Annotated in this window: 13 protein-coding genes and 2 tRNA genes; all 15 read right to left on the reverse strand. The window is 64.8% G+C overall.

What is annotated here, in order from left to right; translation table 11 throughout:
- Positions 1-7: 7 nt before the first annotated feature.
- Entirely contained in the window at positions 8-391 is a 384-nt protein-coding gene (gene rbfA / locus ACZK3J_RS15995) for a 30S ribosome-binding factor RbfA (RefSeq protein ID WP_005410447.1), read from the reverse strand.
- A gap of 125 nt (positions 392-516) precedes the next feature.
- Positions 517-3,162 carry a translation initiation factor IF-2 gene (gene infB, locus ACZK3J_RS16000; protein WP_478476063.1) on the reverse strand — a complete coding sequence of 882 codons (2,646 nt, stop codon included), beginning with the start codon at positions 3,160-3,162 and terminating at the stop codon, positions 517-519.
- A 92-nt stretch (positions 3,163-3,254) separates the two neighbouring features.
- Complete coding sequence (gene nusA / locus ACZK3J_RS16005; protein WP_005410449.1) at positions 3,255-4,766, reverse strand: transcription termination factor NusA; 1,512 nt, start codon at positions 4,764-4,766, stop codon at positions 3,255-3,257.
- Positions 4,767-4,770: 4 nt separating this feature from the next.
- Positions 4,771-5,361, reverse strand: coding sequence for a ribosome maturation factor RimP (gene rimP / locus ACZK3J_RS16010; protein ID WP_005410450.1), 591 nt, complete (start codon positions 5,359-5,361; stop codon positions 4,771-4,773).
- 366 nt (positions 5,362-5,727) lie between these two features.
- A tRNA-Met gene (locus ACZK3J_RS16015) sits at positions 5,728-5,804 on the reverse strand.
- A gap of 82 nt (positions 5,805-5,886) precedes the next feature.
- Positions 5,887-5,963 (reverse strand) — tRNA-Met (locus ACZK3J_RS16020).
- A 130-nt stretch (positions 5,964-6,093) separates the two neighbouring features.
- On the reverse strand, positions 6,094-7,554 hold the full coding sequence (nuoN, locus tag ACZK3J_RS16025; protein WP_005410451.1) for an NADH-quinone oxidoreductase subunit NuoN: 1,461 nt from the start codon (positions 7,552-7,554) through the stop codon (positions 6,094-6,096).
- A 15-nt stretch (positions 7,555-7,569) separates the two neighbouring features.
- Positions 7,570-9,078 carry an NADH-quinone oxidoreductase subunit M gene (locus ACZK3J_RS16030; RefSeq protein ID WP_024958700.1) on the reverse strand — a complete coding sequence of 503 codons (1,509 nt, stop codon included), beginning with the start codon at positions 9,076-9,078 and terminating at the stop codon, positions 7,570-7,572.
- 23 nt (positions 9,079-9,101) lie between these two features.
- On the reverse strand, positions 9,102-11,279 hold the full coding sequence (gene nuoL, locus ACZK3J_RS16035; protein ID WP_134951222.1) for an NADH-quinone oxidoreductase subunit L: 2,178 nt from the start codon (positions 11,277-11,279) through the stop codon (positions 9,102-9,104).
- A gap of 7 nt (positions 11,280-11,286) precedes the next feature.
- Complete coding sequence (gene nuoK, locus ACZK3J_RS16040; RefSeq protein WP_005417921.1) at positions 11,287-11,592, reverse strand: NADH-quinone oxidoreductase subunit NuoK; 306 nt, start codon at positions 11,590-11,592, stop codon at positions 11,287-11,289.
- Positions 11,589-12,245 (reverse strand): NADH-quinone oxidoreductase subunit J, encoded by a 657-nt coding sequence (locus ACZK3J_RS16045; RefSeq protein WP_032128645.1) that lies wholly within the window; start codon positions 12,243-12,245, stop codon positions 11,589-11,591. The genes nuoK and ACZK3J_RS16045 overlap by 4 nt, the downstream gene beginning before the upstream one ends.
- A gap of 9 nt (positions 12,246-12,254) precedes the next feature.
- A complete protein-coding gene (gene nuoI / locus ACZK3J_RS16050; protein ID WP_006381128.1) occupies positions 12,255-12,743 on the reverse strand; it encodes an NADH-quinone oxidoreductase subunit NuoI in 489 nt (162 codons plus the stop codon).
- A gap of 3 nt (positions 12,744-12,746) precedes the next feature.
- Positions 12,747-13,841, reverse strand: a complete 1,095-nt coding sequence (gene nuoH, locus ACZK3J_RS16055; protein WP_006381129.1) for an NADH-quinone oxidoreductase subunit NuoH — start codon at positions 13,839-13,841, stop codon at positions 12,747-12,749.
- On the reverse strand, positions 13,838-16,072 hold the full coding sequence (gene nuoG / locus ACZK3J_RS16060) for an NADH-quinone oxidoreductase subunit NuoG (protein ID WP_006381130.1): 2,235 nt from the start codon (positions 16,070-16,072) through the stop codon (positions 13,838-13,840). Before nuoG ends, nuoH begins: the two co-directional genes overlap by 4 nt.
- On the reverse strand, positions 16,069-17,409 hold the full coding sequence (nuoF, locus tag ACZK3J_RS16065) for an NADH-quinone oxidoreductase subunit NuoF (RefSeq protein ID WP_005410459.1): 1,341 nt from the start codon (positions 17,407-17,409) through the stop codon (positions 16,069-16,071). The genes nuoG and nuoF overlap by 4 nt, the downstream gene beginning before the upstream one ends.
- Positions 17,410-17,412: the final 3 nt, after the last annotated feature.

A 17,412-nucleotide genomic window follows, 5' to 3' on the forward strand; every position in this document is an offset into this window, starting at 1 on the left:
CGCGCGGTTATTCTTCGTCGCTCTCGCGACGCTTCTCGGCGGCCAACGTATCAGGCAGATCGCGCAGGATGTTGTCGATGTGCTCACCACGGTCGACCGAGTCGTCGTAGTGGAAATGCAGCTCCGGCACGTGGCGCAGCTTCATCGCGCGTGCCAGGTCCATGCGCAGGCGGTAGCCCAGCTCCTTCAGGCCGGCCACGGCTTCGGCCGAACGTTCCGGCATCAGCGCGGTGACGAACACCTTGGCATGGGCCATGTCGCGGGTGATTTCCACGTCGGACACGCTCACCGAGGGCAACCCGTGCTCGCGCACAGCGTTGTGCACCAGGGTGCCGAGTTCACGGCGCAGCTGGGCGGAGACACGGTCGGTTCGATGGAAAGTCTTGGGCACGCGGTCGGGCTCTCGATTCAAATGTGACCCGACCAAGGTCGGGTCCTACCAGGAGGAGCGGCCCGACCTTGATCGGGCCCCACCAGGGGGTGGACCGGCCCGTGAGGGCTGGTCCGTTGCAGCAATTACAGGGTGCGCGGCACTTCGATACGCTCGAAGCACTCGATCTGGTCACCCGGCTTGACGTCGTTGTAGGCCTTCACCGCGATACCGCACTCGGTACCGTTGCGGACTTCCTCGACGTTCTCCTTGAAGCGACGCAGCGATTCCAGCTCGCCCTCGAAGATCACCACGCTGTCGCGCAGCACGCGGATCGGCTTGTTGCGCTTGACCACGCCCTCGATGACCATCGAGCCGGCCACGGCGCCCAGCTTGGAGCTGCGGAAGACGTCGCGGACCTCGGCGATACCGATGATCTCTTCGCGGATCTCCACGCCCAGCAGACCGGAAGCCACCTGTTTCACCTGATCGATCACGTCATAGATGATCGAGAAGTAACGCAGATCGACGCCGTTGGATTCGATGATGCGACGGGCCGAAGCGTCCGCACGCACGTTGAAGCCGATGACGGTGGCCTTCGAAGCGGCCGCCGAGTTGGCGTCCGATTCGGTGATGCCGCCCACGCCGGAGTGGATCACGTTGATGCGGATGTCTTCGTTGGACAGCGCCACCAGCGCCTGGCTGAGGGCCTGCACCGAACCCTGCACGTCGGCCTTGATGACCAGGTTGAGGACCTGCTGGCCTTCGCCCTTGCCCAGGGTCGCCATGATGTCTTCCATGCGGCTGCCGGCGGTGGCGACCAGGCGCGATTCACGGCGCTTGGTCTCACGTTGCTGGGCAACGTCCTTGGCCAGACGCTCGTCCTCGACCACCACGAAGTCGTCACCGGCTTCCGGCACGCCGGACAGACCCAGGACCTGCACCGGGATGGAAGGGCCGGCGAATTCCGGCTGCTTGCCGGTTTCGTCGAACAGCGCACGCACGCGGCCGTACTGGATGCCGCACACCAGGTAGTCGCCCTTCTTCAGGCGGCCCTGCTGCACCAGCACGGTAGCGACCGGGCCGCGGCCCTTGTCCAGCGACGATTCGATCACCACGCCCGAGGCGCGGCCTTCGTCGACGGCCTTCAGTTCCAGCAGTTCGGCCTGGATCGAGATGGCGTCCAGCAGATCGTCGATGCCCAGGCCGGTCTTGGCCGAGATCTCCACCATCTGGGTGTCACCACCGAAATCTTCGGCCACGACCTGCTCGGACAGCAGTTCGTTCTTGACCCGCATCGGGTCGGCGTCGGACTTGTCGATCTTGTTGATCGCCACGATCAGCGGCACACCCGCCGAACGGGCGTGCTGGATCGCTTCCTTGGTCTGCGGCATGACGCCGTCATCGGCGGCCACGACCAGCACCACGATATCGGTCAGCTTGGCGCCGCGGGCACGCATCGAGGTGAAGGCAGCATGGCCCGGGGTATCCAGGAAGCTGATCACGCCCTTCGGCGTATCCACGTGGTAGGCACCGATGTGCTGGGTGATGCCGCCGGCTTCGCCGGTGGCGACCTTGGTGCGGCGGATGTAATCCAGCAGCGAGGTCTTGCCGTGATCGACGTGGCCCATGATGGTGACCACCGGCGGACGCTGGGTGGCTTCGCCCTGGTTTTCACCGGTCGAGGCCAGCAGTGCGTCTTCGGCGTCGTTGTCGTTGGCACGGATCGCCTTGTGGCCGAGTTCTTCGGTCACCAGCGCGGCGGTGTCGTGGTCGATGGACTGGGTGATGGTGGCCATCACGCCCATCTTGAACAGCGCCTTGACCACCTCGCCGCCCTTCAGCGCGAGCTTCTGCGCCAGGTCGGCCACGGTGATCGTGTCGCCGATCGCCACTTCACGCACCACCGGCGCGGTCGGACGCTCGAAGGCGTGCGGGCCGGCATTGTTGCCACCGCGCGACATGTCGCGACGGCCACCGGCCTGGTTACGGCCACCCGGCCGACCACGGGTGTTGCTGTTGTTGCTGTTGCCACGACGCGCACGGTCGGCAGCCGACAGGTGCATCTGGCCGGCGAAACGGTCGCCCGGGCCACGCTCGTTGCGCGGCGCGCTGCGGTTGTTGCGGTCGTCGTTGCGCGGCGGCGGCGGCGCACTGCGCGGCGCAGCCGGAGCGGCGGCCGGCGTGCGCGGCGGACGCGGCGCGGTTTCATCGATCGGAGCGCGCTTGGGCTTGGTGGCAGCCAGTGCCTCGGCAGCCTTGGCGGCGGCCGCAGCTTCCTCGGCAGCCTTCTTCTCGGCCTCTGCGCGTTCCTTGGCCGCAATCTCTTCCTCACGGGCACGGACGATGGCTTCGTCGCGCAGACGATCCTTCTCGGCCAGGGCCTGCTGTTCGGCGAGGTTGCGGGCGCGCGACTCTTCCAGCTTGCGCAGGATGTCGGCGCGCTCTTCGTCCGGCGTCATGGCGCGCGCACCATCCTTGACGTAGGTGCGCTTCTGGCGCACCTCGACATTCACGGTCGTCTTGCTGCGACCGGAATTGACCGTCACTTCCTGCTGCTTCCGGCGGTTGAGCGTGATCTTCTTTGCAGACTGATCGCTCTCTTCCGGGGCCTGCTCGGGCTTGCCGTGCGAACGACGAAGGAAGCCCAGGAGCTTCACCTTCTCGGTGCTGGTCACGACCTGGTCGGGACCGCTGAACTTCATGCCGGCACCGGCCAGCTGTTCCAGCAGTTTTTCGACCGGCGTGTTGACCAGTTCGGCAAGCTTGCGGATGGTGGTTTGCTGCGACATTCGGATCCTATGATCTTGTGGGCGCCCCCCCGCATCTGGAGGCGGCGCGGATTCTACGCCCTGAGCGGCTCAGGGCCCTGTTCATTGCCGGCTCATTCGCCGCGTTCCAGTCGGGCGATCTCTTCGGCACGGGCGGCCAGGATCAGCGCAGCGGCGCGCGCCTGATCCAGTCCTTCGATGCCGAAGTCCATGACCTCGTCGGCGGCCAGGTCGGACAGGTCCTCGCTGGTACGCACGCCGTGGCCGGCCAGCGCATATGCGGTGGCTTCGTCCATGCCCTTCAGGGACAGCAGGTCCTGCGCCGGCTGGCCGTCTTCAAGGCCTTCTTCGACTGCCAGGGCCTCATTGAGCAGCGCATCGCGGGCACGAGCGCGCAGCTCTTCGACGATGTCTTCGTCGAAACCTTCCACGGCCAGCAGTTCGCCGACCGGGACATACGCGATTTCCTCGACGGTGCCGAAGCCTTCGCTGACCAGGATGCCGGCGATTTCCTCGTCCACTTCCAGCTTGTCCATGAACAGCTGGCGGGCCGAAGCCTGCTCGGCCTCCGACTTGGCGGTGACCTGGTCCTGGGTCATCACGTTGAGCTGCCAGCCGGTCAGGCGGCTGGCCAGGCGCACGTTCTGGCCGCCCTTGCCGATCGCCTGGGCCAGGCGGTCTTCGGCAACGGCCAGGTCCATCGAGTGCTTGTCTTCATCGACGATGATCGACTGCACTTCGGCCGGCGCCATCGCGTTGATGACGAAGTTGGCCGGGTTGTCGTTCCACAGCACGATGTCCACGCGCTCGCCATTGAGCTCGTTGGACACGGCCTGCACGCGCGAACCGCGCATGCCGATGCAGGCACCGATCGGATCGGTGCGCTGGTCGTGGGCGAGCACGGCGATCTTGGCGCGGTCGCCCGGATCACGGGCGCAGGCCTTGATTTCCACCAGGCCCTGGCCGACTTCCGGCACTTCCAGCTTGAACAGCTCGATCATGAATTCCGGGGCGGCGCGGCTGATGAACAGCTGCGGGCCACGGGGTTCCGAACGGACTTCGGCCAGGTAGCCGCGCACGCGGTCACCGGCGCGCAGCACGTCGCGCGGAATGCCCTTGTCCTTCGGAATGAAGCCTTCGGCATTGCCACCGAGGTCGACATAGATGTTGCCGCGCTCGGCGCGCTTGACCACACCGGTGATCAGTTCGCCGACGCGATCCTTCCACGCATCCACGACCTGCTGGCGCTCGGCTTCGCGCACGCGCTGGACGATGACCTGCTTGGCGGCCTGGGCGGCGATGCGGCCGAAGTCCGGGTTCTCGATCTGCTCTTCGATGTAGTCGCCGACGTCCACGCCTTCGGCTTCGTCGACGGCGTCCATCAGGCGGATCTGGCGGTCCGGCGATTCCATGACCACGTCGTCGGCCACCACTTCCCAGCGGCGGAAGGTTTCGTAGCTGCCATCCTTGTGGTCGATGACCACGCGGGTCAGCACTTCCTCGTCGGGATAGCGCTTCTTCGCTGCCGAGGCCAGGGCGGCCTCGATGGCATCGAAGATCACTTCACGCGGCACGCCCTTCTCGTTGGCGACCGCGTCGACTACCAGCAACAGTTCCTTGCTCATTGGCTCACTCCGCGCGCGGCTTCTTTGCCGCCGGCTCGTTGGAAGAAGAATTCGTGTTCGGCTTCGGACGCTTCGGCGCCGGACCGGTCGGCTTGCTCGGGGCCAGCCCCAGCGCCACCCAGTCGGGCATGATCCGTGCCTTGTCGATGTTGTCGGCCGACACCACCACTTCGGTCTTGTCGACGATGAAGGTGATGGTGCCTGCGGCCTCGTCGGTTGCCTCGATACGGCCCTGCAGGCGACGACGGTTGTCCTGCGGCAGCTTCAGCGTGACCTTGGCCGATTCACCCTGGTGGCGAGCGAACTGCTCCAGGTTGAACAGCGGGCGATCCACGCCCGGCGAGGACACTTCCAGCGTGTAATTGCCGCTGATCGGGTCTTCGACGTCCAGCTGCGCCGACACTTCGCGGCTGACCCGCTCGCAGTCGTCGACATTGATGATGCGCTCGGGCTGTTCAGCCAGCGGCACGTCGATGTAAAGGCGCAGGGTCGCACCGCCGGGGGCCGGCAGATACTCAACGCCCAGCAGCTCCAGGCCCAGCGACACAACGGTCGGGGCGAGCAGATTCGCGATGTCGGTTGCCTTGTCGCTCACAGCCTGCCTTGATCTCTTGGTTGGGTGCCGGCCTTGGCCGGCGTGAAAACATGACGCCCCGGAAACGACAAAGGGCCCGCTGGGCCCCTTTTCCGGAAAGACTCCGGTGACTGGATTCCGGTTGCAACCTGCAGTGCCTGCCGGTTGCGGCCCTCCTTCCGGGTCCGGACTCCCGCCGGGAGGCCGCCTTCAGGGGTACTGCTAGGCCGCTGATGATAGCGGCTGCACCGCGCTGGTGCAAGGTGCGGACCTGGGGTCAGCTCCCTTTCCCGCGGAAAAGGGATCTGACCCCGATCACGCAGAAACGACGCAGCCACCCAAAGAAAAACGCCTTCGAAGCAGGACTTCGAAGGCGATCTCTTTACTTGGTAGCGGGGGCAGGATTTGAACCTGCGACCTTCGGGTTATGAGCCCGACGAGCTGCCAGACTGCTCCACCCCGCATCAGAAGCGGAATTATGAGCTTTGGCTCCAAAAAATGCAAGCTTTCCCTCATTCATCAAACCGGTTGGCGCCGATCTGAAGTTGGTAGCGGGGGCAGGATTTGAACCTGCGACCTTCGGGTTATGAGCCCGACGAGCTGCCAGACTGCTCCACCCCGCACCGGAAGTGTTTGAACTGCTGCCCTACTCTCTTTTCGAGGAGGGCTACCGCAACGATGTTCTGGCTGAACCGCTGCAGTGACAACTCAGGCTGCGCATATTACACGAATCGCGCAGCTTTGTGTCAACTTTTATGCAAGATGCGCAAATGCCTGCTGGCACCAGACCATGATCGGGTTCCAGGCCAGGCCCAGCGCCAGCAGCGCCAGCGCGTTCACGCCCAGCACCAGGCCCAGCACGCGGTCGTTGCTGCGCGGCATGGCCTCGCCCACCGGCTCATCGAAGTACATGACCTTGATGACGCGCAGGTAGTAGAAGCAGCCGACCACGGCACACAGCACGCCGAGGATGGCCAGCCACAGCAGGCCCCCGTTGACGGCCGCGCCCAGCACCGCCAGCTTGGTCCAGAAGCCCAGGAACGGCGGAATGCCGGCCAGCGACGCCATGATGCACAGCACCAGGCCGGCCATCCACGGGTTGCGGGCATTGAGGCCCTTGAAGTCCTCGATGTTCTCGGCTTCGAAACCGGCACGCGACAGCGCGATGATCGCGCCGAAGGCGGCGGTGGACATGATGGCGTAGGCCAGTGCGTAGAACAGCGCGGCGGCGTAGCCCTGCGCGCCACCACCGGCGATGCCCATCAGCAGGAAGCCGATGTGCGAGACGGTGGAGAACGCCAGCATGCGCTTGAGGTTGCTCTGCGCGATGGCCATCAGGTTGCCGATGACCAGCGAGACCGCGGCCAGGCCAGCGATCAGCAGCTGCAGTTCAGTCGACAGCGGACCCACGCCCATTTCCAGCAGGCGGTAGGCCATGCCAAAGGCGGCCAGCTTCGGCGCCGAGCTGATGAACAGTGCGATCGGTGCCGGGGCACCCTGGTACACGTCCGGCAGCCACATGTGGAACGGTGCGGCGCCCAGCTTGAAGGCGACGCCGGCGATCATGAACACCGCACCGGTGATCAGCAGCACGCGCTCTTCCGAGTGCGGGATGGCGTCACGGATGACGTCCAGGTGCAGGCTGCCGGTGGCGCCGTAGATCAGCGACATGCCGTACAGCAGCAGGCCAGAAGCCAGCGAACCCAGCACGATGTACTTCATCGCCGCTTCCGAGGCCAGGCCGTTCTCACGGTTGCTGGCAACCAGCGCGTAGGAGCACAGCGCCAGCAGTTCCAGGCCCAGGTAGACCATCAGCAGGCTGCCCGCCGAGACCAGGATCATCATGCCGGCGGTGCCGAACAGGATCAGCACCGGGATCTCGCCCTGGAACAGGTTGCGGTCGCGCAGGTAGCGCCAGCCGTAGACCAGGGTCAGGCCGCTGAGCAGCACGATCCCGGTCTTCATCACGTCCGCGGCGGTATCGCGCACGAACATGCCATGGAAGACCTCCCCCTGCCCGCCCACGCCGGTGGCCAGCATGAACAGCACCACGGCCAGCGCAGCGAGCGAGAACAGGTGGGTGACGATCTTGTTCCGGTTGCTGACGAACAGGTCGAGGATCATCAGGGCGAAGGCGCTGCCGATCAGCACCAGCTCGGGAGCGAGCGGTGGCAGGTCAGCGGCGGTCAATGGCAGCAGCGGCGAGGTGGTCATCATCAAATCCTGGAATTACAGCAGCTTGCTGGATGCGATCTGCATCGCCAGCTTCGCGATCGAGGGCTCCATCAGGTCGGTCAGCGGCTTGGGGTAGATGCCCAAGGCCAGCACGCCGATGGCGAACACGCCCAGCACCAGCCATTCGCGGCCGTTGATGTCCTTCAGTTCGGCAACGTGGCTGTTGGCCACTTCGCCGAAGAAGATGCGCTTGTACAGCCACAGGGTGTAGGCGGCGCCGATGATCAGGGTGGTGGCCGCGCCCAGCGCGATCCACGGATTACGCTGGAAGGCCGCGAGGATGACCATGAACTCGCCGACGAAACCGCTGGTGCCCGGCAGGCCTGCATTGGCCATGAAGAACAGCATGGCGAAGGTCGCAAACCAGGGCATCACGTTGACCACGCCGCCGTAATCGGCGATGCGGCGGCTGTGCATGCGGTCGTACAGCACGCCAACGCTGGAGAACATTGCGCCGGACACGAAGCCGTGCGAGATCATCTGCACCATGGCGCCCTGCAGGCCCAGGCGGGCGGCATCGGCGTTGCCGGCTTCACGCACCAGCCACAACGCGATGAAGGTGCCCAGGGTGACGAAGCCCATGTGCGCGATCGACGAATAGGCGATCAGCTTCTTCATGTCGTCCTGCACCAGGGCGACGAGGCCGACGTAGATCACCGCGATCAGCGACAGCGCGATCACCAGCCACGCCCATTCCTGCGACGCGTCCGGGACGATCGGCAGGTTGAAGCGCAGGAAGCCGTAGCCACCGATCTTCAGGGCGATGGCGGCCAGGATCACCGAACCGGCGGTCGGCGCTTCCACGTGGGCGTCCGGCAGCCAGGTGTGGACCGGGAACATCGGCACCTTGACCGCGAAGGCGATCAGGAAGGCAAAGAAGATCCAGGTCTGTTCCTTGGCCGACAGCGGCAGCGCGTACAGGTCGGCCAGCTGGAAGCTGCCGCCCTTCATGTACAGGTAGATCAGCGCCACCAGCATCAGCACCGAGCCGAGGAAGGTGTACAGGAAGAACTTCAATGCTGCGTAGATGCGGCGCGGGCCACCCCAGACACCGATGATCAGGAACATCGGGATCAGCATCGCCTCGAAGAACACGTAGAACAGCATCGCGTCCGTCGCGGCGAAGATGCCGACGGTGACGCCTTCCAGGATCAGGAAGGCGGCCACGTACTGGTTGACGCGCTTGTCGATGGCGCTCCAGGCGCCGATCAGGGCAAGCACGCTGACCAGGGTAGTCAGCAGGATCAGCGCCACGGCGATGCCGTCCACGCCCAGGTTGTAGCCGATCTTGTACGCCGGGATCCAGGCATGGGTCTCGACGAACTGCAGACCGTCGATGCCCGCGTTGTAGCCGCTCAGCAGCGAGAGGCTCGCCACGAACGTCAGCACCGCTACGCCCAGCGACGCCCAGCGGGCGGTCTGCGCATCACGGATCGCAAGGATCAGGGCACCACCGATGATCGGCAGCCAGATGAGGACACTGAGTAGAGGCCAGTTCGACACGTCTTCTTATTCCGTACAGGTCATCAACGCAGGTAATGCATCAGCACGCCCAGAAGGGCAATCAGGCCGATGATCATCGCGAAGGCGTAGTGATAGAGGAAACCGGATTGGGTACGACGCAGCACGCCGGCTGCGACGTCCACAACACGTGCCGAAAGATTGACCACGCCGTCGACGATGTTGCTGTCGATCCAGCGTGCGACCTTGCCCAGCTTGACGCTGCCACCGGCAAAGCCATCGATCCACAGCTTGTCGAAGCCGTACTTGTTTTCCAGCACCGACACCAGCGGAGCGAAGGTCTTGCGCGCCTTGCCCGACAGGTCCGGCTTCCACAGGTAGAACAGTGCAGCCAGCAGGAAGCCCGCCAGGGTCAGCCAGAACGGCGGCAGCATCATGCCGTGCAGCGCGAACGCGACCGGGCCATGGAACTCTTCACCCAGGAACGCGACGGTGTTCTTGGCCGGATCGTAGAAATCGACGATGCCGGTGAAGAACGTGTTGACCTGGCCCTTGATTGCGTCGTGCGCATGGTGGCCGGCCCAGTCGGTGCCGTGCAGCATCGGACCGATGCTGAAGAAACCGATGGCGATCGACGGGATGGCCAGCAGGATCAGCGGCAGGGTCACCACCCACGGGGTTTCGTGCGGCTCATGCGGACCGTGGCCATGGCCGTGGTCGTCATGGGCATCGCCGTGGTGGGCATCAGCATGGTGGGCGTCGGCAGCGTGGTGATCATCATGGCCATGGCCATGATCGTCATGATGCGCGTCGCGGAAGCGTTCCTTGCCATGGAAGGTCAGGAACAGCAGGCGGAAGCTGTAGAAGCTGGTCACCAGCACGCCACCCAGCACTGCCCAGTAGCCATAGGTGGCCACCCAGCTGTTCTGCATGTGGGCGTGGATCTCGGCCGCCTCGATGATGGTGTCCTTCGAGTAGAAGCCGGAGAAGAACGGCGTACCGACCAGGGCCAGGGTACCGATCCACATGGTGACGAAGGTGATCGGCATGTACTTGCGCAGGCCGCCCATCTTGCGCATGTCCTGCTCGTGGTGCATCGCGATGATGACCGAGCCGGCGCCCAGGAACAGCAGGGCCTTGAAGAAGGCGTGGGTCATCAGGTGGAACACGGCGGCCGAGTAGGCCGACACGCCCAGGGCGACGGTCATGTAGCCCAGCTGCGACAGCGTGGAGTACGCGACGACGCGCTTGATGTCGTTCTGCACGATGCCGATCAGGCCGGTGAAGAACGCGGTGGTGGCACCGATGAACAGCACGAAGTTCAGCGCCGTCTGCGACAGCTCGAACAGCGGCGACATGCGGGTGACCATGAAGATACCGGCGGTCACCATCGTCGCGGCGTGGATCAGTGCCGAGATCGGGGTCGGGCCTTCCATCGAGTCCGGCAGCCACACGTGCAGCGGGACCTGGGCCGACTTGCCCATGGCGCCGATGAACAGGCAGATGCAGATGACGGTGGCGATCGACCAGATCACCGGCTCGTTCAGCAGCTGCATGCCCAGGATCGTGCCGTCCCAGATCTGCAGCTGGGCGCGCGGGTCAGCCAGCATGCCGGCCTGCGAGAACACCTGCGAATAGTCCAGGGTGCCGAACACCCACAGCACGCCGGCGATACCGAGCAGGAAGCCGAAGTCACCAACGCGATTGACCAGGAACGCCTTCATGTTGGCGAAGATCGCAGTCGGGCGCTTGAACCAGAAGCCGATCAGCAGGTACGACACCAGGCCCACCGCTTCCCAGCCGAAGAACAGCTGCAGGAAGTTGTTGCTCATCACCAGGGTGAGCATCGAGAAGGTGAACAGCGAGATGTAACTGAAGAACCGCTGGTAGCCCGGATCGTCCTGCATGTAGCCGATCGTGTAGATGTGGACCAGCAGCGACACGAAGGTCACCACCACCATCATCATCGCGGTCAGCTTGTCGACCATGAAACCGACGTGGGCCGAGTACTGGCCGACTTCGAAGAACGTGTAGATGTTCTGGTTGAACGGCTGCGCACCGCCCCACAGCAACTGGTAGAGCGTGTACATCGACAGGCCGCAGGCAACCGCGACGCCGAGGATGGTGATGGTCTGCGCGCCGAAGCGCTTGACCTGGCGACCGAACAGGCCGGCGATGATGCTGCCGAACAGCGGTGCAAGCACCACTGCGATCAACAGACTCTTGGAGAGAGTGATTTCCATCTGTGGATCAGCCCTTCAACGAATCGACTTCGCCGACATTGATCGTGCGGCGGGTACGGAACAGGGTCACCAGGATCGCCAGGCCGATGGCGGCTTCCGCGGCGGCGACGGTCAGGATGAAGAACACGAACAGCTGGCCGGACGGATCGCCCAGCTGACGCGAGAAGCCGACGAAGTTGATGTTCACCGACAGCAGCATCAGTTCGATCGACATCAGCAGGACGATGACGTTCTTCCGGTTGAGGAAGATGCCGGCCAGGCTGATGGCGAACAGCACCGCGCCCAGCGCAAGGATGTGGCCAAGGGTAATCACGGCTGGGTCTCCTCGCCGGCGGCCGGCTTGCTGTTGCTGTGCACGACCGGCGCTTCGGCGCCCATCTTGACCATGCGCAGGCGCTGGCCGGCCTTGACCATGGTCTGCTCACCCGGGTTCTGGCTCTTCACGCCGGTACGGCGGCGCAGGGTCAGCATCACGGCGGCAACCACGGCCACGGTCAGGATGACGGCGGCGAACTCGAACGGCAGCAGGTACTCGGTGAACAGCGTACGCGCCAGCCAGGTGACGTTGGAGCTGTCGGCAGCGACCGCGGCGGCGTTGTCGGCCGGGAACGGGTTGACCGCCCTGCCCTTCACGCCGATCAGGATCAGCATCTGCACCAGCATCGCCACGGCAACAATGAGACCGACCGGCAGGTAGCGGACCCAGCCCTCACGCAGCTTGGTGGGGTCGATGTCGAGCATCATAACCACGAACAGGAACAGCACCATCACCGCGCCGACGTAGACCAGCACCAGCGCCACGCCGAGGAACTCGGCGCCGACCAGCAGCCACACGCAGGCAATGGAGAAGAAGGTCAGCACCAGGCAGAGCACGGCGTGAACCGGGTTGCGCACGCTGATCACCGCACCGGCCGAAACCGTTGCCGCGATGGCGAACACCCAGAAAGCGATATTTACCCAATCCATCTCTCGACCTCAGCGGTAAGCGGCATCGGCGGCGCGACGCTCGGCGATCTCGGACTCGAGACGGTCGCCCAGGGCCAGCAGCTGCGGCTTGGTAACGATGTTTTCGCCACGATTCTCGAAGTGATACTCGAGGATGTGGGTTTCGACGATCGAGTCCACCGGGCAGCTTTCTTCGCAGAAGCCGCAGAAGATGCACTTGAACAGATCGATGTCATAGCGCGTGGTACGGCGGGTGCCGTCTTCGCGCTTGGCCGAGTCGATGGTGATGGCCAATGCAGGGCACACCGCTTCGCACAGCTTGCAGGCGATGCAGCGCTCTTCACCGTTGGGGTAACGGCGCAGGGCGTGCAGGCCACGGAAGCGCGGCGACTGCGGGAACTTCTCCATCGGGTACATCATCGTGTACTTGGGCTTGAAGCTGTACTTCAGCGTCAGCCAAAGGCCGCCCAGCAGTTCGAGCAGCAGCAGGCTCTTGAAGTAATGGGTAATCCTGTTCATCACTTAGACGCCCTTTTGAATCACGCCGAAGAACACCATGACGGCGGTAACCGCGATCCACAGAATGGCCAGCGGGATGAAGACCTTCCAGCCCAGGCGCATGATCTGGTCATAGCGGAAGCGCGGGAAGCTGGCACGGAACCAGATGTAGGCACTGGCGAAGAAGAACACCTTGACGAACAGCCACGGTGCACCGCCCTTCCAGATCCAGTCGACCAGCGGCGAGACGTCGCCGAAGTTGACCCAGCCCTGGATGGGGCTCAGCCAGCCGCCGAGGAAGAAGATCGAGATCAGGAAGCTGATCAGGATCATGTTGGCGTATTCGGCCAGGAAGAACAGCGCGAACGCACCGCCCGAGTACTCGACCATGTGGCCAGCGACGATTTCCGATTCACCTTCCACCACGTCGAACGGCGCGCGGTTGGTTTCGGCAACGCCCGACACCCAGTAGATGACGAACAGCGGGAACAGCGGCAGCAGGAACCAGTCGAAGAAACCGGAATTGCCGGCCTGCGCCATCACGATGTTGCTCAGGTTCAGGCTGCCCGACGCGATCATCACGCCGACCAGGGCGAAGCCCATGGCGATTTCGTAGCTGATCATCTGCGCCGAGGCGCGCATCGCACCCAGGAACGCATACTTCGAGTTGGATGCCCAACCGGCCAGGATGATGCCGTAGATGCCCAGCGAGGTCATCGCCAGCAGGTACAGCAGGCCGGCGTTGGCGTTGGACAGCACGATCTGCGAATCGAAGGGGACCACCGACCAGGCCGCGAAGGCCGGAGCCAGGGTGATCAGCGGGGCCAGCAGGTAGATCGCCTTGTTGGCGCTGCTCGGCTGGACCACTTCCTTGAACAGCAGCTTGAAGACGTCGGCGAAGGCCTGGAAGATGCCCATGCCCACGTACATCGGGCCGTGGCGGACGTGCATCCAGCCGATCAGCTTGCGTTCCCAGACCACGTAGAAGGCCACCGAGATGATCACCGGAACGGTGATCACCAGGATCTTCAGGATGATCCAGATCAGCGCGCCGATGTCACCAAGGCCAAGCAGCCACTGGTGCAGCGGATCGACCGCGTTCAACAGCAATTCGTTCATGCAGCCACCACCGTTACGCGAGCGGCACCCAGCGGCGCGGTCGCGCCGTGGCCCGATTCAATCCAGACCGAACCCGCAGCGACGCGGGCGTCGATCACCACCGGCAGGGTGGCCTTGCCGGCATCGGTGCCGACCTTGGCCATCTGCCCTTCCTGCAGCTGCAGGCGAGCGGCATCTTCAGCGTTCAGCACGATGCGCGGGGCGTTGTTGAGCGGATGCGACTGCAGCGCCGGGGCGCGACGGACCACCGCATCGGTGCGGTAGATCGCGGCGGTCGAAGCCACTTCCAGGCCTTCGCCGGCAACCACCGGCTGTGCCGAGGCGGCAACGGCGACCGACACCGGGGCCAGGCTGGCGCGCAGGCCGGCCAGGTCGGTGAAGTCGAAACCGGCTACCGCCAGCTCACCGCCCAGGGCGCGCAGCACACGCCAGCCCTCACGGGCCTCGCCCGGCAGCTTGCCGCCGGCACGCGCCGACTGCTCGCGACCATCGAGGTTGGTCAGGGTGGCGTCGATTTCCGGCAGCGCACCGATCGGCAGGATCACGTCGGCAACGTCGCGGGTGGAGACGCAGGCGAACTGGCTGAAGGCCACCACCTTGGCGCCGACCAGCGCCTTGCGCGCGGCGGGAGCGTCGGCGAAGTCCAGACCCGGCTCCAGGCCGTACACCACGTAGGCCTGGCGCGGCTGCGCCAGCATTGCGGCGACGTCCTTGCCGGCCGGCAGCACGCCTGCGCGGGTCAGGCCAACGGCGTTGGCACCCTGCGGGATGCGGCACAGCTTGGCACCGGTCGCAGCGGCGAAGTCACGCGCGGCGGCGCGGATCGCGGCAGCCTGCGGGTGGTTTTCGGCGATGCCACCGACGATCAGCACGGTGTTGTTGCCGCCCTGCACTGCCGAACGCAGCTCGGCGTTGGCCAGCGCGTCGACGAACTTCGACGGCGCGACGATCTGCTTGCCGGCGATGCTGAAGGCGAAGTCGAAGTCCACCGGGTTGACGACGTGGATCTTCGCGCCGTTGGTGGTCTGCGCCTTGCGCAGGCGGGCGTGTAGCAGCGGCAGTTCGTGGCGGATGTTGCTGCCCAGAACGACGATGCGGTCGGCGCCTTCGATCTCGGCGAGCGGCAGGCCGAACACTTCGGCGGTTGCGGCGTCGGAGAAATCGCGGTTGTTGATGCGGTGGTCGATGTTGCTCGAGCCCAGGCCCTTGGCCAGGCGGGCCAGCAGCGCGCCTTCCTCGTTCGAGGTGGACGGGTGCACCAGCACGCCCAGGTTGTCGCCCTGGTTGGCCTTGAGGATCTCGGCGGCCGCGGCCAGGCCTTCGGCCCAGCTCACTTCCTTCCACTCGCCATTGACCTTGCGCAGCGGCTTGACCGCACGGTCTTCGCTGTACAGGCCCTGGTGCGAGTAGCGGTCACGGTCGGACAGCCAGCACTCGTTCACGGCTTCGTTGTCGCGCGGCACGGTGCGCAGCACTTCGCCGCGACGCACGTGCAGGAACAGGTTCGACCCCATCGCGTCGTGGTAGCCCAGCGATTCGCGCGCGGTCAGTTCCCACGGGCGGGCGCGGAACTGGAACACCTTGTTGGTCAGCGCGCCGACCGGGCAGACGTCGACGACGTTGCCGGACAGCTCGGTGGTCAGCGGCTTGCCGTCGAAGGTACCGATCTGCAGGTTCTCACCGCGGTACATGCCACCCAGTTCATAGGTACCGGCAACGTCGGCGGTGAAGCGGACGCAGCGGGTGCACTGGATGCAGCGGGTCATCTCGGTGGCGACCAGCGGGCCCATGTCCTCGTCCGGCACCACGCGCTTGCGCTCGTTGAAGCGGCTGACCGAACGGCCATAGCCCAGCGACACGTCCTGCAGCTCGCACTCGCCGCCCTGATCGCAGATCGGGCAGTCCAGCGGGTGGTTGATGAGCAGGAACTCCATCACCGAGCGCTGGAACTTCAGTGCCTTTTCGCTGCGGGTGGCGACCTTCATGCCGTCCATCACCGGGGTGGCGCAGGCCGGCGCCGGCTTCGGCGACTTCTCCACGTCCACCAGGCACATGCGGCAGTTGGCGGCGATCGGCAGCTTCTCGTGGTAGCAGAAGCGCGGAATCGAAATGCCGGCCTTGTCGGCCGCCTGGATGATCATCGAACCCTTGGGCACGACCAGCGACTTGCCATCGATTTCGATGGTCACGTGGTCCGGTGGCACGTTCGGGTTTACGGGTTGCGCGCTCATGCGGCGGCTGCCTCCACCTTCTTGCCGTCAACCATCGAATGACCGTTGACGATGTAGTACTCGAATTCGTCCCAGAACTGGCGCAGGAAGCCCTGGATGGGCCATGCAGCCGCTTCACCGAACGCACAGATGGTGTGGCCTTCGATCTGGCCGGCCACCGCCTTCAGCTGGTGCAGGTCTTCCATCGTGGCCTTGCCGGCGACGATGCGCTCCAGCACGCGGTGCATCCAGCCGGTGCCTTCACGGCACGGGGTGCACTGGCCGCACGATTCCTTGTGGAAGAACTGGCTGATGCGGCAGGCGAACTTGACGCAGCAGACGCTGTCGTCGAGCACCACGATCGCACCCGAACCCAGGCCGGAGCCCAGCGCACGGATGGTGTCGTAGTCCATCGGCAGATCCTTCAGCTCGGCCGCGGTCAGCACCGGCATCGACACGCCGCCCGGGATCGCGCCCTTGAGGGTGCGGCCCGGACGCAGGCCACCGGCCATTTCCAGCAGGTCGTGGAACTTGGTGCCGAGCGGCACTTCAAAGTTGCCGCCGTTCTGCACGCAGCCGGACACCGAGAAGCACTTCGGACCGCCGTTGGCGGTCAGGCTCAGGCCCTTGAACCACTCCGGACCGTTGCGGATGATCGCCGGCACCGAACCGTAGGTTTCGGTGTTGTTGATCGTCGACGGCTTGCCGTACAGGCCGAAGTTGGCCGGGAACGGCGGCTTGTAGCGCGGCTGGCCCTTCTTGCCTTCCAGCGATTCCATCAGCGCGGTTTCTTCGCCGCAGATGTACGCGCCGGCGCCCAGTGCACCGTAGATGTCGATGTCCACGCCCGAGCCCATCACGTTCTTGCCCAGCCAGCCATTTGCATAGGCGTCGGCCAGGGCCTGTTCGAAGTGCTCGAACGGCTCGTGGTGGAACTCACCGCGCAGGTAGTTGTAACCCACGGTCGAACCGGTGGCGTAGCAGGCGATCGCCATGCCTTCCACCACCGAATGCGGGTTGTAGCGCAGGATGTCGCGGTCCTTGCAGGTGCCCGGCTCGGATTCGTCCGAGTTGCAGAGGATGTACTTCTGCATGTTGCCCTTGGGCATGAAGGACCACTTCAGGCCGGTCGGGAAGCCAGCGCCACCGCGGCCGCGCAGGCCCGAGGCCTTGACCATCTCGATGACCTGCTCCGGCGGGATCTTCTCTTCGAGGATCTTGCGCAGGGCGGCGTAGCCACCGGTCTTCAGGTAGCTTTCGTACGACCACGGGGTGTCGTAATGCAGGGTGGTGTAGACCACCTGGTGCGGCAGCGGCGCGGGGCCGACCGGACCCTTGGATTCGTGGTGATGTGCCATGCC

It is taken from the genome of Stenotrophomonas sp. 86428_Sma (assembly GCF_056481585.1).